Raw genomic sequence first — 13,916 nt, 5'->3', positions numbered from 1 at the left:
TCTGTTGGGATGCGAATTGGAAACGGTGTGCTTGAGAATGGTGTCTGGCGAGTTCCTCAGAACTCCCAGATGCCAACAGCCAAGGAAGTTAGGTGGTTGTTTGCTTAGATGATTGCTCAAATTGCGCGATTTCTCCGGTCAAACCCTAGAGCCAAGGGAAGAGAAATTGCCCGGCAACTAGGGTTGGAAAAAGGGGTGGTTAACTCCCTGCTCTACAAGAACCCCAAGACATTCGCTCATGATGATGAGCAGCACTGGTCGCTGACTGAGCCGAACAAGCTGACTGTCGCTCTTGAGGAAGAGGCATGGGTGGGGGCCTCCTCATTTGAAAATTTGCTTGCAGTAACCGGATCGCCTCTGGATGAGACCTGCTCGGAGGTCGAGTTCGTCGTGCCTAAAGGCTGCAAGATCATGATCGACGCAGCTGCGCGCATCCTGGCCCTGTGTAATCAGTTGGTCATGCTTAGGAAAAGCGTGACGATTGACTTCAGCGCGTGCAAGTCAACGCTGACTTACTTCAACCGGCTTGGTTTTTTTGACCACTTAGCCGGTGCAGTGTGCGTGGTTCCGGAGCGCCCTTCCCAGTCTGGCGCAGTGACCCACCGCGGAAAAAATGACGGTGTGGTCGAGCTTGCTTCGATTGACCATCGTAATCCAGATGAATCCATCCCCAAGCGCTTGAAAAATAGCCTCGTGAATTGCGCGGGCGAGCAGTATTCGCAATCTGCTTTCACGTTCATTTCCGAGTTATTTGGTAATGTCAGGGATCACGCAAAGTCAGAGATTCCGGGCTTTGCAGCTCTTCAGTACTATCCGAGAGGTGGGAAGATTCAGGTGGTGATCTCTGACAGCGGGATAGGCATCGTAGGAAGCCTTCAACCTGTTCTGGAGCACAAGTATCAGGACCTTTTTCATAGGCTCGACTTCTCGAAGCCGGAGGCTGGTGCAGAACTCGTTTTGTACGTTTTCAAGCAAGGTCGAGTCTCTAGCGCTAATGAAGACGGTAGAGGGCTCGGCTTGAAACGCAGTGGTGACGTGGCAGCTAACTTCAATGCCACCGTCACGGTCAGGCAAAAAAACTTCGAGCTGACAATGGTTTACAGCGGTGGGCAGCTTAACCGCAGCTACCCTCGTGTGGACATGCCGTCCATCTTGGGAACCCACATCTGCTTCGACTTCTTAATTGACAGCTAAAGCCTCCTCGTTAAACTGAGCAAATGAATCAGAAATCGATCACTGTGAAGCTCATAGACTTCACCGAAGACGACCATCCCTTTGGCAACGTTCAGGGGAAAGCGACCTTTGGGAAGCTGACCGAGTTTGTTGACACCCATCCCCAGTACTCCATTTTTGGAGTCTCCCTCGCCGGCATCGAAGCAACAGACGCATCCTTTCCACGAGAAAGCGTTGTTGCCGTAGCCAAGCTTTTCAAGGGAGAGCGTGGTTTTTTCCTGAAGGATCTCAAAAGTCGAGACCTGCTGGACAACTGGAGCTATGCGGCTCAGGCCAAAGATATCCCTCTGACTGTCTGGGCGAATGACGGTTACGACATTATCGGGCCAGAGATCAGCTCTTCCACGAGGGCGCTATTGGATTGCGTGCTGTCCCAGCGCTCGGTTACCGCAGCGAAGGTGGCAGAAGCGCTGAAAATCTCCGTCCCTAATGCCAGCACCAAGCTGAAGAAGCTTAAGGACCAGGGGTACATCCTTAGGGCAGAAGAGGCAGCTGAGTCAGGTGGTATTGAATACGTCTACCTGGCCATCGGTGAATCTGCTTAAACAGGTTTACAAATTCAGAATTAAGGCATAGTCTCTGCACCGACTCCAGGGATTTTTGCGATACCTGGTTAAACTGAATCAGTTAAGCAGAGTGGTAATCGATATGGCTACTAACCCTCCGGCAGGTGATGGACATCGTAACGGTGCAGTGCGCCAGCGTTCCCAGACTCAGACTCCGTCTGGACATTGGGTCAAGCGCGACGCGGAAACCGGTCAATTCATGGACGTGAAAACGTCGGACAAAACGCCCTTCAAAGGCGTCCGGAAAGAGAAGTAGGAGATCATCATCATGAGCGCGAAATACGAAATTTTCCTGGGTGTGGATCGTCAGTATTACTTCCGCTTGAAGGCGCCGAATGGCGAGAAAATCCTGGCCAGTGAAGGCTATACCACCAAGGCGAACTGCCAGAATGGTATCCAATCGGTGAAGGTGCACTCGCCATACGACACCAACTACAAGAAGCTCACGTCCGTTAACTACCAGTACTACTTCACTCTGCACGCAAGTAATGGGCAAGTGATCGGCAAGAGCGAGACCTATACCACTGCTCAAGCGCGAGACGGCGGCATTGCAGCAGTCAAGGCTTACGGTCCCATTGCTCCGATAGTCGACCTCACCTGACCGGCTGAGCTGGTGAAAGCCCCCGCTCTGCGGGGGCGTGATTCGATCAGAAGATGCGTGAGAGGGGCAGGGTGAGCATTAAAAACCCCCTCCCTGAAGATGGTTTCCCGCTAGTTGACGGTATAAGCGAAGACACTGATGGATGTAGCAAAGTGCACTCTGGATGGTAGCGAGTATTCCGCAGTGAAATTCGCCAAGCTTCCTCCCCCCGAAATAGCCATCAAGCGTCGGCACCTGATCTGCATCAGGTGCAGTACGCGGGCCATTTTTGTCAAAGAGGCTCGAAGTGGCCAAGGACCGCATTTCCGTGCGAGACCTCATGTTAATTGCCCGCTCGCGGCACCAGAATCTGAGCAGGGTGAAGGTGGTGGCGAAGATAAGGACATGCTCCGCAATCCAGGAGACCACATTGTTCTGGACCTCCGCTATGGGGCTGCGGAACTAGTAAATGGTGATCCGGAGTCGGGGGCTGAGGGTGGTACCAGAGGCGGTAGGCATGTTGGGCCCGGTGGTAATCGACAGGCGGTCTCTAAGCGTAGGCTACGGCCCATTTTGAAGAATCTGATTTTCTTGGAAGAATTTAGGCGGTCGGATCAGACCATTGAGCTTCCGGGGTTTGATGTTTTTCGAGTGCACGACCTCTTCGTCAATTTCTCTGAAGTCACCGACGCTCATGTCGGGAGATTCAAAGGATTCTGGGGTGATATTCAAGATATTCGTCCCGGAAAAAACAAAGAGCACTGGATCAATACGGGCGACAAGGAAGACGTAAGCGTGGTGATCCGGCAGGACATTTGTGCGTCGTTTCTGAGCTATCACCGCATCAAATGGTCAGAGCTTGAAGGTATGCATTTCCTGGTTTTCGGTTGGTTGAACCGGGGAGGGAAGAATAACAACAAGCTCTGGATTCGCCCCGAAGGTTTTGAATTCACCGCCATTTACGACGGGATGTAAACCATTTAGCCTCCTCTATTTAGGCTTGCCGGAGATACCAGCATCGCCACCCAGCCATGCTGGTTGAGCTGGCTACGTAAGCAAGGGCGGAGGTTTCTTACCGGGGGCAGCGCGGAGCTGGCAGGTGGATTTGCTGTTTTCGATTGATTTGCTCCTCAGCTAATCAACCAAATTTGGCTAAGCATCCTCTATCTTCGAGCGTTCAAGACTGACCTCGATGGAATCACCTTTCCTAGAGACTCTGTGGTCTGTCCACCATTGCCGGGGGACTGGCGGGTTAGGTGGAGTATCCATAGCTACTGGAAAAATTCGCAGGGAAGTTTTTACAGATGTCCGATGTCTTCGTGAGCCATAGTTTTTATCCGGTAGGCCAGGGGCTCTTTAGCTCCGGGAAGATTTTCTCCCCAGGACGCGAGGGGGCCTCGTTTACCTGGGTTTACGACTGTGGCACCACTTCTTCGCAATCATACTTGGATGATGCATTGGACAGGTTTTCGACGTTCTGGAATGTCGATCTCGTTACCATTTCGCATTTTGACAAGGACCACATCAGTGGCATGGTCAAGCTGCTTATGAGGGTCTCGGTCGAAGATTTGCTATTGCCGTACATGCCGCTCTGGCAGAGGCTCATTCTGGTAATTGAGGCAAACATTACGTTCAGAGCGCCTTTAGCCCGATTCCTCCTGGACCCTGTTGGTTTCATCTCAGAAATTCCGAATGCACGCGTCAAGCGTATCTTGTTTGCTATGCCATCAGGTGACGCGGTGGGGCAAGCTGACCTTCCTGAGCCTGATCCGGACGAACGTCGGCCGCTGGACAAACAGAGCAATACAAAGCAAATAAAGGAAGAGCGAAAACCGACCAATGGGCGCTATGGCAACAGGCTAGAAACTGAATTCGAGGTCATCGATGAGACGAGCCTGCCACCTGAAGATGAAAGGCGCCGCTACAAGGAAGAGGTCGAGGCGAAATCAGGCATCGAAGTGCTGTATCTGAGCGCGGGTTCTGCTATTACCGTGTCCGGTTTCTGGGAGTTCGTACCGTATAACGATGCGAGTCTCGCTAGTAAAGTGTCCAAAAGTTTCAAGGCTCGTGTGGAGAAGCTCCGCCACGACCTGCTGAATAAGCCCGATCCGGATGATAAAACCTTGGCGCTCAATGGATTGAAGAGGACGTATCTCAAGACGTTCGGCTCCGGTCCGGAGGAGCGGAACATGATTTCTCTGTTCCTTTATGCCGGCTTGGTCAACCGGAGCCTCGCCTGGTACCAAAGCACCAGCTACGAATACAGGTGCCGCTGGTACTCTCATGCGTATCGAACCAGAGGGACGCCCGACACGCCGCTCGGTGCAGTGCTGTATACCGGAGACGGGTACCTAAACAGCCAGTCTCGCTTTGATGCGCTACATGAGTACTTGGGCGAGGATCGCATGGAAAGCATTCATGTGCTTCAGGTGATGCATCACGGCTCCAGGAATAACTGGTTCCCTGGTATGGCCGCACAAGTTCGTCCCCAATACAGTGTGTTCTGCTCAGACCCGATGCACCGTGGCTACAAGCATCCTCATGCAGAGGTGCTGAGAGATTTTTGGGGGTTTGGACCTGTTCAGGTTGATAAGGGCAACTGGGTTGAATTCGAGATGCACCTGTATTTGTGACCGGCGGACGTACAGGTTTTCACGCTGGGTAGAGCCCCACTTCAGTCGGATGTGGGGTTTTGGGAGTTCCGGCTTCTCCCAGCCTGCTTCTTCCGGAAAGGAAAACCCTCGCCGGCGTCCACTGGCGAGGGGGCGGGGAGAAAGAGTTCCGGTTACCGGTGGGGATTATGGAGCCACCAATTGTCGCTGATGGGCTGAATCGGTTTGTTTGCCGCCACGAACTGAACTGCGGCATCCTCAACGATTTCCAGGCATTTGACTGCGCGTTTGTACTTCTCGATATCCAGGCGTTCGTCCTCGTCCGTGACGAGCGCCTTAGAGCGGACGAAGATTTCACCGTTTACCATCCGGGCACTATCAAACTTCACCAGTCGGAACAGACCGGTTTCGACCAGTTGGTCGGTAACCTCCGTAATTACCTGCATGGTGTTGCGATAGGACTCCGGCACAAAGCACATGCGAACCATGGCCTCCACAGAGAAGCGCTCGCGGCTCTCAAAGTCTTTGAAGGGTTTGGCACGCTGGTTGATCGGCATGCTAAGGATGCCTTTGCGGCACCAGAAATCGACGAAGCGCGGCAGATCAATAGAGGCGTCCGGACCACCGTTAGGCAGGCGGATGGAGAGAGGGATGTGCTTCGGCTGTTTACTTTCTTGGACGGCTTGCTCTTTCGGCGCAAAGACCCGCGTATACTCGCTGTACGGAATGACGGCGAAGAGGGGTTCCTGGTTTTCCCCCAGGATAAATTGATGGTTCATGCTCGATAACTCCAGCTTGTGAGTTTAATTCACTGAGCGAGTGCAAGTCGCTCAGTGAGCAAATTAAATCACTCACTGAGCCAAAAATGCAACTCACTGAGCGAATTTTCGTAAGAGCCTGCTTTAGCAGGCTTTTTTGCTTGGGCTCAGATAGGGCATGGCTGCCGAAGCCGTGCTGTATGGGCCATGATGGGTTCTGTCCTGTACTACAGCGCGCTACCGTGCGCCCCCAGCTTTTGGACCGAAAGTGAGTCGCGGCTGACTCGACGCGGACCGGACCTCTCGCTAGAATCGCGGGCAGGCGCCAGCCCAACTTGCACACGAGTTAAAAACGGCGATTCACCTTCTGCTTTTCTTCTCTCCTAGCTAAGAAGCCTTCCAAGCCTGCCGTCCGGGGCTTAAACGTGTGCCGACTGCTCCGCGTACGCCAGGCGACGAGGACGGTTTCATGGCTATCAAAAATCTCGCGTACGCAACGAAGCAACAGCTTGAGTCGGCGACTCATCTGGCCTTTCGGCATTCCCACGTCATCGAGCTACTGGCGGCGAGCTTCGGGTTCAAGTCCAGTGCAGCGCTGACGGCAAATCACGTCATCGTGAATTTGTGCAATGCCGTTGAGCCTCGCCCAGGCGACTTACTAGTACTCCAATCACGGCTAGTGGCTCTGGGTTATCAAGCGGCAGCTGATGTTGCTGGGAGCGTGTTGCTACAGATCATCGGAGAAAATCGGCTTGGTGCCGCTGCAATCGAGCGAGTCCCAGACCTGCTTGACGGCGCCCCCTGGGAGCCCGAAGACGTCGAGTGGGAAGATGAGGATGATTTCGAGCAAGCGCCCTACGAGGATTTCACTCCCGCCATCGATCTCGATAGGGTTGAGCTTTTGATGGAAGGGCTTGAAGCGGCGGCTCGACGAGGAAATGCGTCTGCGCATTTCGCGTTGGCACATATATATAGAAGGGATGAGCATTCTGTCCTCGAAGGATCAGAGTACTGGTACTCCCTCTTGAAGCAGGGGCGCCTTCTTCAGGGGATCGAGTTGGAATGGGCCCTGGCCTACGAGCGCGAGAGAATGCAGGCGGAGCGTCATGCGTATCATCTGGCCGAGGCTGCCAAATTGGGGCATCGGGCCGCTCGATTAGCTAGAGCGGTTAGCGGCGCCCACAATGCTGAAAGCGAGGAGGATTTCGAAGAAGCTAAGCAGTGTTATCTGGAAGCGGCTGAGCTGGGCGATGTCGAGGCGATGCTGGAGCTGATCGAGGTCTATGATCAAGAGAGCACGAAGCAGAATTGGATCTGGGTGTACCTTTCGGCGCTCTTGGGAAAGGACCTGCGGGAAAGCTCTTTGCGTGCCTATCACGACGGCGGCATGTTCGCAGACGAAGACTACGATGACGATCAAGGCGGTCCGATGTATGTTGCAGGACATGAGGGTGTCGAGCTTGAGCCGCTGAGCGCCGCAGATGATGCTGAAGCTAGGCGTCTCGCGGACGAGTACTTCAGCCGCATCGATCCCGCCGGCAGGTAGCTGCGCAAAGCGACATTTATTGAAGCCAGAGTGCTGGGAAAGGACATTAATTCCGGTCGGGAGGCGACACTTTTAGCGCCCATAACGCCTCTGCAACCCCTGATTTTTCTGGAGGGGGTAGCGACAGGTTATGTGCCCCTCGACAGTCACGGCCGGAACGCAGGCAAAAAGAAAGGGCCCCTCGGGGCCCTTTTCTTTTGTCCGGCTACTTTCTCCGAGAACGGTCTCAGGACGCTTCGGCGACGGCCTGAGGCGTGGCTTCGGGCGGCAGTTCGCCCATGTCACGCAGGGTCTGCACCACCCAGTTCTCGGCGCGCTGGTTGAGCTCGGTGATGGCGCGTGCGCCCTCCCCCTCGGCGAACATCGCCGGGCCGATCACCACCTGGATGGTACCGGGGTATTTCGCCCAGCCGTTCTTCGGCCAGCAGTGCCCGGCGTTGTGCGCGATCGGCAGCACCGGCAGGTTGGCGTTGACCGCCAGGGCCGCGCCGCCACGAGAGAACTTGCCGATCTGGCCGGTGGGAACGCGGGTGCCTTCCGGGAAGATCAGTACCCAGGCGCCCTGCTTCAGGCGTTCGTCACCCTGCTTGGCCATCTGCTTGAGGGCCACCTTGGGTTGGTCACGGTTGATGGCGATGGGCTTGAGCAGCGCCATGGCCCAGCCAAAGAAGGGCACGAACAACAGCTCCCGCTTGAGCACCTGGCTGAGCGGCTCGAAGTAGCCGGTGAGGAAGAAGGTTTCCCAGGTGCTCTGGTGCTTGGCCAGGATCACGCAGGGTTGCTCGGGGATGTTCTCCACGCCCTTGAGCTCATAGCGCACGCCGACCATCCAGGTGGCCAGCCAGACCGCGAACTTGCACCAGGCCTGGGCAATGAAGCGATAGCGCGCGCGGAATGGCAGGAAGGGCGCGATGAACAGGCTGAGGGTGCCCCAGACGAAGGCGCTGAACGACAGCAGCAGGTAGAAGAGAACGGTTCTGATGGCCTGCACTGTGATGAATCCTCAGGAAAGTAGATGGGCAGCGACTGCCGCCAGATCGTCGAATACCAGGGTGCCCTCGGGCAAGGTTTTGCCCAGGGTGCGCTCGCCTTTGCCGGTCTTCACCAACACTGGCTGACAATCGACGGCCAGCGCGGCGTCCAGGTCACCCCGGCTGTCACCCACGAACCAGATGCCGTGGAGCTCAATGCCGTAGTGGCGGGCGATCTGCTGCAGCATACCGGGTTTCGGCTTGCGGCAGTCGCAGCCGTCGTCGGGGCCGTGGGGGCAGTGGACGATCACCCCGAGTTCACCGCCCTGCTCCGCCACCAGCTCGCGCAGGCGCTGGTGCATGCTCTCCAGCGTTGCCAGGTCATAGTAGCCGCGGGCGATGCCCGACTGGTTGGTGGCCACCGCGATGGTCCAGCCGGCCTTGCTCAGCTGGGCGATGGCGGTGATGGCGCTGGGGATCGGAATCCACTCGTCGAGGGATTTGATGTAGGCGTCGGAGTCCTGGTTGATGACACCGTCGCGGTCGAGGATCAGTAGCTTCATGGGCGCTTTGATAAAGTCAGACGCTTCGATAAGTCGGAAATAAAAAAGCCGGGAGTCCGTCACGGCGAACCGTTGCGAACTCCCGGCTTTCGGTCAGGCATCAGCCCAGCAGCGAGATGTCGGCGACGCCGAGGAACAGCCCGCGCAGCTTGGCCAGCAGCGCGTAGCGGTTCGCCTTCACGGCGCTGTCGTCCGCGTTGACCAGCACTTCCTCGAAGAAGGCATCGACCGGTGCGCGCAGGGCCGCCAGACGGGCCAGGGCTGCACGATAATCGCGAGCCGCGGCCAGCGGGGCGACTTCGCCTTCGGCAGCCGCTACGGCGCTGCCAAGGGCCTTCTCGGCGGTCTCGGCGAACAGGCTGACGTTGACGGCAGCCGGTACCTCGCTTTCTGCCTTGGCCAGGATGTTCGACACGCGCTTGTTGGCGGCGGCCAGGGCCTCGGCTTCCGCCAGCTGACGGAAGGCCTGCACGGCCTGCACGCGCTGGTCGAAGTCCAGCGGCGCGGTCGGCTTGAGGGCGCGAACGGCCTGGTACACGGCGACGTCCACGCCTTCGTCCTCGTAGCGGGCGCGCAGGCGGTCGAAGACGAAGTCCTGCACCTGCTCGGACAGACCAGCGGCCTTCACCTTGTCGCCGTATTGGGCGACGGCCACGCCAATGGCGTCGGCGAGGTCCAGGTCCAGTTGCTTCTCGATGAGGATGCGCAGCACGCCCAGGGCGGCACGGCGCAGGGCATAGGGGTCCTTGCTGCCGGTGGGCAGCATGCCGATGCCGAAGATGCCGACCAGGGTGTCGAGCTTGTCGGCCACGGCCACTGCGGCGCCGGTCAGGGTGGTCGGCAGCTCGGCGCCAGCGCCGCGCGGCATGTACTGCTCGTTCAGCGCGAGGGCGACGTCCTTGGCCTCGCCGCCGGCGGTGGCGTAGTAGTAACCGGCGATGCCCTGCATCTCCGGGAACTCGCCGACCATCTCGGTGGCCAGGTCGCATTTGGAGAGGATGCCGGCGCGGGCCGCGTTGGTCGCGTCACCGCCGATGCGTTCGGCGATGTAGGCGGCCAGCTTGGAAACGCGCTCGGCCTTCTCGTACACGGTGCCCAGTTGGGCCTGGAACACCACGTTCTTCAGACGGGCGTTGAAGGCTTCCAGCGGCTGCTTCTGGTCCTGCTTGAAGAAGAATTCGGCGTCGGTCAGGCGCGGGCGCACGACCTTCTCGTTACCGGAGACGATGTGCTCCGGCGCCTTGCTCTCGACGTTGGCCACGGTGATGAAGCGCGGCAGCAGCTTGCCGTTGGCATCCAGCAGGCAGAAGTACTTCTGGTTGTCCTGCATGGTGGTGATCAGGGCTTCCTGGGGGACGGCGAGGAAGCGTTCCTCGAAGGAGCACACCAGCGGCACCGGCCACTCGACCAGGGCGGTCACTTCGTCCAGCAGGTCGGCCGGAACCACGGCGGTGCCCTTCTGCTCGGCAGCCAGTTCGGCGACGCGCTTGGCGATGATCTCGCGGCGCTCGGCGAAGTCGGCCAGCACGTGGGCGCTACGCAGGTCTTCCAAGTAGTTGGCCGGGCTGGAGATGCGCACGTTGTCCGGGTTGTGGAAGCGGTGGCCACGGGATTCGCGGCCAGCCTTCTTGGTCAGGATCTCGCAGTCGACGACGGCATCGCCGAACAGCATCACCAGCCATTGGGTCGGACGCACGAACTCTTCGCGACGGGCCGCCCAGCGCATGCGCTTGGGAATCGGCAGCTCGTTCAGCGAGGCTTCGACGATGCCCGGCAGCAGGTCCACGGCTGGCTGGCCGGGGATGCTCTGGCTGAACTTCAGCTTCGGGCCGCTCTTGTCGATCTGTTCCAGGTCCACGCCGCACTTCTTGGCGAAGCCCAGGGCGGCCTGGGTCGGGTTGCCGCTGGCGTCGAAGGCGGCCTGCAGCGGCGGGCCGTCGAGGTTCACGGTGCGATCGGGCTGCTGCACGGCGAGCTGGTCGATCTGTACGGCCAGGCGGCGCGGTGCGGCGTAGCAGCGCGCGGCGGCGTAAGTCAGGCCGGCGGCCTTCAGGCCCTTCTCGATGCCGGCCAGGAAGGCTTCACCGAGGCTTTTCAGCGCCTTGGGTGGCAGCTCTTCGGTGCCCAGTTCGACGAGGAAATCCTTCGCGCTCATTATTCGGCCTCCTTCAGCTTGGCCAGTACTTCGTCACGCAGTTCGGGTGTGGCCATCGGGAAGCCGAGGCGGGCGCGGGCCTGCAGGTAGCTCTGCGCCACGGCGCGGGCCAGGGTGCGCACGCGCAGGATGTAGCGCTGACGCTCGGTCACCGAGATGGCGCGGCGGGCGTCCAGCAGGTTGAAGGTGTGCGAGGCCTTGAGGACCATCTCGTAGGTCGGCAGCGGCAGCTGCAGCTCGATCAGGCGGTTGGCTTCGCTTTCGTAGAAGTCGAACAGCTCGAACAGCTTCTCGACGTTGGCGTGTTCGAAGTTGTAGGTCGACTGCTCCACCTCGTTCTGGTGGAACACGTCGCCGTAGGTGACCTTGCCGAACGGGCCGTCGGCCCAGACCAGGTCGTACACCGAATCGACGCCCTGGATGTACATGGCCAGGCGTTCCAGGCCGTAGGTGATCTCACCGGTGACCGGGTAGCACTCGATGCCGCCCACCTGCTGGAAGTAGGTGAACTGGGTGACTTCCATGCCGTTCAGCCAGATTTCCCAGCCCAGGCCCCAGGCGCCGAGGGTCGGCGATTCCCAGTTGTCCTCGACGAAACGGATGTCATGGACCAGCGGGTCGATGCCAATGGCCTTCAGCGAGCCCAGGTACAGTTCCTGGAAGTTTTCCGGGTTCGGCTTGAGCACCACCTGGAACTGGTAGTAATGCTGCAGGCGGTTGGGGTTCTCGCCGTAGCGGCCGTCGGTGGGGCGGCGGCTGGGCTGCACGTACGCTGCGTTCCAGGTTTCCGGGCCGACGGCGCGGAGGAAGGTGGCGGTGTGGAAGGTGCCGGCGCCTACTTCCATGTCATAGGGCTGCAGCACCACGCAGCCCTGATCAGCCCAGTATTTTTGCAGGGCGAGGATCAGGTCCTGGAAGGTGGGCACGGCGGGCGTAGTCTGGCTCACGAATTTCACCTGTGCTGGGTATGCGACTAAAACCCGGCAGTATACCGCAAGACGCTTGCAGCTTGGGCTTTACAGCGTTTCCGGGCGCCCGGCGGACGTTCACCAATCCACAGGAAAATCCGCCGGATGACTGTATTTTCATACAGCCATTTGTCTATAGTCGGACTTTCCCTGTCAGGACGACTGCCATGCCCCGTTGCTTCTGGTGTAACGACGACCCGCTGTACATCGCTTACCACGACGCCGAATGGGGCGTGCCCCAGCGCGATGCGCGAGCGTTGTTCGAGATGCTGATCCTCGAGGGTGCCCAGGCCGGGCTGTCGTGGATCACCGTGCTGAAGAAGCGCGAGCGCTATCGTGAGGTGCTGTTCGGCTTCGATCCCGAGCGCCTGGCGCGGATGAGCGATGAGGAAATCGAGGCGCGCATGCAGGACCCGGGCATCATCCGCAACTTCGCCAAGCTCAAGGCGGCGCGACAGAACGCCCAGGCCTGGCTGAAGCTGTCCGATCCGGTGGGCTTCCTCTGGTCCTTCGTCGGCGGCCAGCCCAAGGTCAACCACTTCAGCGCGCGCGGCGAAGTTCCGGCGGTGACGCCCGAGGCCGAAGCCATGAGCAAGGCGCTGCGCAAGGCCGGCTTCAACTTCGTCGGCCCGACCATCTGCTACGCCTTCATGCAGGCCACCGGCATGGTGATGGACCACACCACCGACTGCGACCGTTATGCCGAACTCTCCTGATCACGGACGGGGACGTAACTTGTAGGAGCGAGCTTGCTCGCGAACAGAGTTTCCCGGCGACATGAGTGCTGGGCGGTTCGCGAGCAAGCTCGCTCCTACGTGATATAGGCCTGCTATACGGATTCAGGCCGATTGCTGTACGTCTTTCGCCTTCGTTCTCCACCGCTGGTTAGAATGTGCGCCTCTGAATGAAGGAGTTTCCCGTGGAGAAATTCAAGGGCGCACTGGTGGTGGGCTTCCTGCGGTTGTTCGCCATGCTGCCGTGGCGCGCGGTGGGGGCCCTGGGCGCGGGCATCGGCTGGCTGATGTGGAAGATTCCCAACCGTTCCCGCGAGGTGGCGCGGACCAACCTGGCGCATTGCTTCCCCGAGCTTTCGCAGGCGGAGTTGGAGAAGCTGCTCGGCCAGAGCCTGATGGACATCGGTCGCACGCTCACCGAAAGCGCCTGCGCCTGGATGTGGTCGCCGCAGAAGTCGCTGCAGTACATCCTCGAAGTGGAAGGCATGGAAGTGCTGGAGGAAGCGCTGGCTTCCGGCGATGGCCTGGTCGGCATCACCAGCCACCTGGGGAACTGGGAAGTGCTCAACCACTTCTACTGCTCCTACGCCAAGCCGATCATTTTCTACCGCCCACCCAAGCTCAAGGCGGTGGACGAGTTGCTGAAGAAGCAGCGCGTGCAGCTGGGCAACCGCGTCGCGCCTTCGACTCCCGAGGGCATCATGAGCGTGATCAAGGAAGTGAAGCGCGGCGGCTGCGTCGGCATCCCGTGCGACCCGGAGCCGGACCTGGGCTCGGGCCTGTTCGTGCCCTACCTGGGGACCACGGCGCTGACCAGCAAGTTCGTGCCCTCCCTGCTGTCGCGCGGCAAGGCGCGCGGGGTGTTCTTCCACGCGGTGCGCCTGCCCGACGGCAGCGGCTACAAGGTGATCCTCGAGGCTGCGCCGGCGGACATGTACGACAAGAACATGGAAGTCTCGGTCGCTGCCTTGAGCCGCGAACTGGCCCGCTACGTGCGCGCCTACCCGAGCCAGTACATGTGGACCATGAAGCGCTTCAAGAAGCGTCCGGAAGGCGAGGCGAAGTGGTATTGAGGTGCTGACCGCCCTCCTCCCGCTTCCGCTTGCGTAGCTCCTCCCGGTGGTTGCGGGGGGGAATGGGGAGGGCGTCTCCCGTGCCCATTCAATGCCCGGTGACGCGATGGCCGGCTGCTGCAACGGCTGGCTTGACCTGGGCACCCGCTTTCAGGCC

The 13,916-nt window shown here is 59.1% G+C and carries 13 protein-coding genes; 8 read left to right on the top strand and 5 right to left on the bottom strand.

The genetic code is table 11. From position 1 onward, the window contains the following. Window positions 1–108: 108 nt before the first annotated feature. The 5 genes from ACNFBT_RS07770 (at window position 109) to ACNFBT_RS07750 (ending at window position 5,012) form a co-directional block, all read left to right on the top strand. On the top strand, window positions 109–1,194 hold the full coding sequence (locus ACNFBT_RS07770) for an ATP-binding protein (protein WP_416748024.1): 1,086 nt from the start codon (window positions 109–111) through the stop codon (window positions 1,192–1,194). Window positions 1,195–1,217: 23 nt separating this feature from the next. Next, window positions 1,218–1,778 carry a winged helix-turn-helix domain-containing protein gene (locus ACNFBT_RS07765; RefSeq protein WP_416748022.1) on the top strand — a complete coding sequence of 187 codons (561 nt, stop codon included), beginning with the start codon at window positions 1,218–1,220 and terminating at the stop codon, window positions 1,776–1,778. A gap of 289 nt (window positions 1,779–2,067) precedes the next feature. Beyond that, window positions 2,068–2,400 (top strand): YegP family protein, encoded by a 333-nt coding sequence (locus ACNFBT_RS07760; protein WP_416748020.1) that lies wholly within the window; start codon window positions 2,068–2,070, stop codon window positions 2,398–2,400. Between the two features lie 138 nt (window positions 2,401–2,538). Next, window positions 2,539–3,354 carry a hypothetical protein gene (locus ACNFBT_RS07755; protein WP_416748018.1) on the top strand — a complete coding sequence of 272 codons (816 nt, stop codon included), beginning with the start codon at window positions 2,539–2,541 and terminating at the stop codon, window positions 3,352–3,354. 329 nt (window positions 3,355–3,683) lie between these two features. Further along, window positions 3,684–5,012: a hypothetical protein gene (locus ACNFBT_RS07750; protein WP_416748016.1), complete on the top strand. Its 1,329-nt coding sequence runs from the start codon at window positions 3,684–3,686 to the stop codon at window positions 5,010–5,012. A gap of 152 nt (window positions 5,013–5,164) precedes the next feature. On the opposite strand, the gene ACNFBT_RS07745 is transcribed toward ACNFBT_RS07750, so the two are convergent. Continuing rightward, window positions 5,165–5,770 (bottom strand): hypothetical protein, encoded by a 606-nt coding sequence (locus tag ACNFBT_RS07745; protein WP_416748015.1) that lies wholly within the window; start codon window positions 5,768–5,770, stop codon window positions 5,165–5,167. A 448-nt stretch (window positions 5,771–6,218) separates the two neighbouring features. Between ACNFBT_RS07745 and ACNFBT_RS07740 the strand changes: the two genes are divergently transcribed. After that, on the top strand, window positions 6,219–7,295 hold the full coding sequence (locus ACNFBT_RS07740; protein WP_416748013.1) for a hypothetical protein: 1,077 nt from the start codon (window positions 6,219–6,221) through the stop codon (window positions 7,293–7,295). A 226-nt stretch (window positions 7,296–7,521) separates the two neighbouring features. Here ACNFBT_RS07740 and ACNFBT_RS07735 read toward each other — a convergent pair whose 3' ends face one another. The 4 genes from ACNFBT_RS07735 to glyQ all read right to left on the bottom strand — a co-directional run bounded on the left by ACNFBT_RS07735 (window position 7,522) and on the right by glyQ (window position 11,931). Further along, window positions 7,522–8,292 (bottom strand): lysophospholipid acyltransferase family protein, encoded by a 771-nt coding sequence (locus tag ACNFBT_RS07735; RefSeq protein WP_416748317.1) that lies wholly within the window; start codon window positions 8,290–8,292, stop codon window positions 7,522–7,524. A gap of 6 nt (window positions 8,293–8,298) precedes the next feature. Further along, window positions 8,299–8,829, bottom strand: coding sequence for a D-glycero-beta-D-manno-heptose 1,7-bisphosphate 7-phosphatase (gmhB, locus tag ACNFBT_RS07730; RefSeq protein WP_416748011.1), 531 nt, complete (start codon window positions 8,827–8,829; stop codon window positions 8,299–8,301). A 100-nt stretch (window positions 8,830–8,929) separates the two neighbouring features. After that, window positions 8,930–10,984 carry a glycine--tRNA ligase subunit beta gene (gene glyS / locus ACNFBT_RS07725; protein ID WP_416748009.1) on the bottom strand — a complete coding sequence of 685 codons (2,055 nt, stop codon included), beginning with the start codon at window positions 10,982–10,984 and terminating at the stop codon, window positions 8,930–8,932. Further along, window positions 10,984–11,931, bottom strand: a complete 948-nt coding sequence (gene glyQ, locus ACNFBT_RS07720) for a glycine--tRNA ligase subunit alpha (protein WP_152218738.1) — start codon at window positions 11,929–11,931, stop codon at window positions 10,984–10,986. Before glyQ ends, glyS begins: the two co-directional genes overlap by 1 nt. A 188-nt stretch (window positions 11,932–12,119) precedes the next feature. Here glyQ and ACNFBT_RS07715 point away from each other — a divergent pair, with 188 nt between their 5' ends. Together ACNFBT_RS07715 and ACNFBT_RS07710 are read left to right on the top strand one after the other, a co-directional pair. Continuing rightward, a complete protein-coding gene (locus ACNFBT_RS07715) occupies window positions 12,120–12,668 on the top strand; it encodes a DNA-3-methyladenine glycosylase I (protein ID WP_416748007.1) in 549 nt (182 codons plus the stop codon). A 203-nt stretch (window positions 12,669–12,871) separates the two neighbouring features. Beyond that, window positions 12,872–13,759, top strand: coding sequence for a lysophospholipid acyltransferase (locus ACNFBT_RS07710; RefSeq protein WP_416748005.1), 888 nt, complete (start codon window positions 12,872–12,874; stop codon window positions 13,757–13,759). The last annotated feature ends 157 nt before the right edge of the window (window positions 13,760–13,916 follow it).

Origin of the sequence: Pseudomonas sp. NY15181, assembly GCF_048068055.1 — a bacterium.
Lineage (GTDB): Bacteria > Pseudomonadota > Gammaproteobacteria > Pseudomonadales > Pseudomonadaceae > Pseudomonas.
The sequence above is the reverse complement of the archived record's forward strand: the minus strand, read 5'-3'. Positions and strand labels throughout refer to the sequence as shown.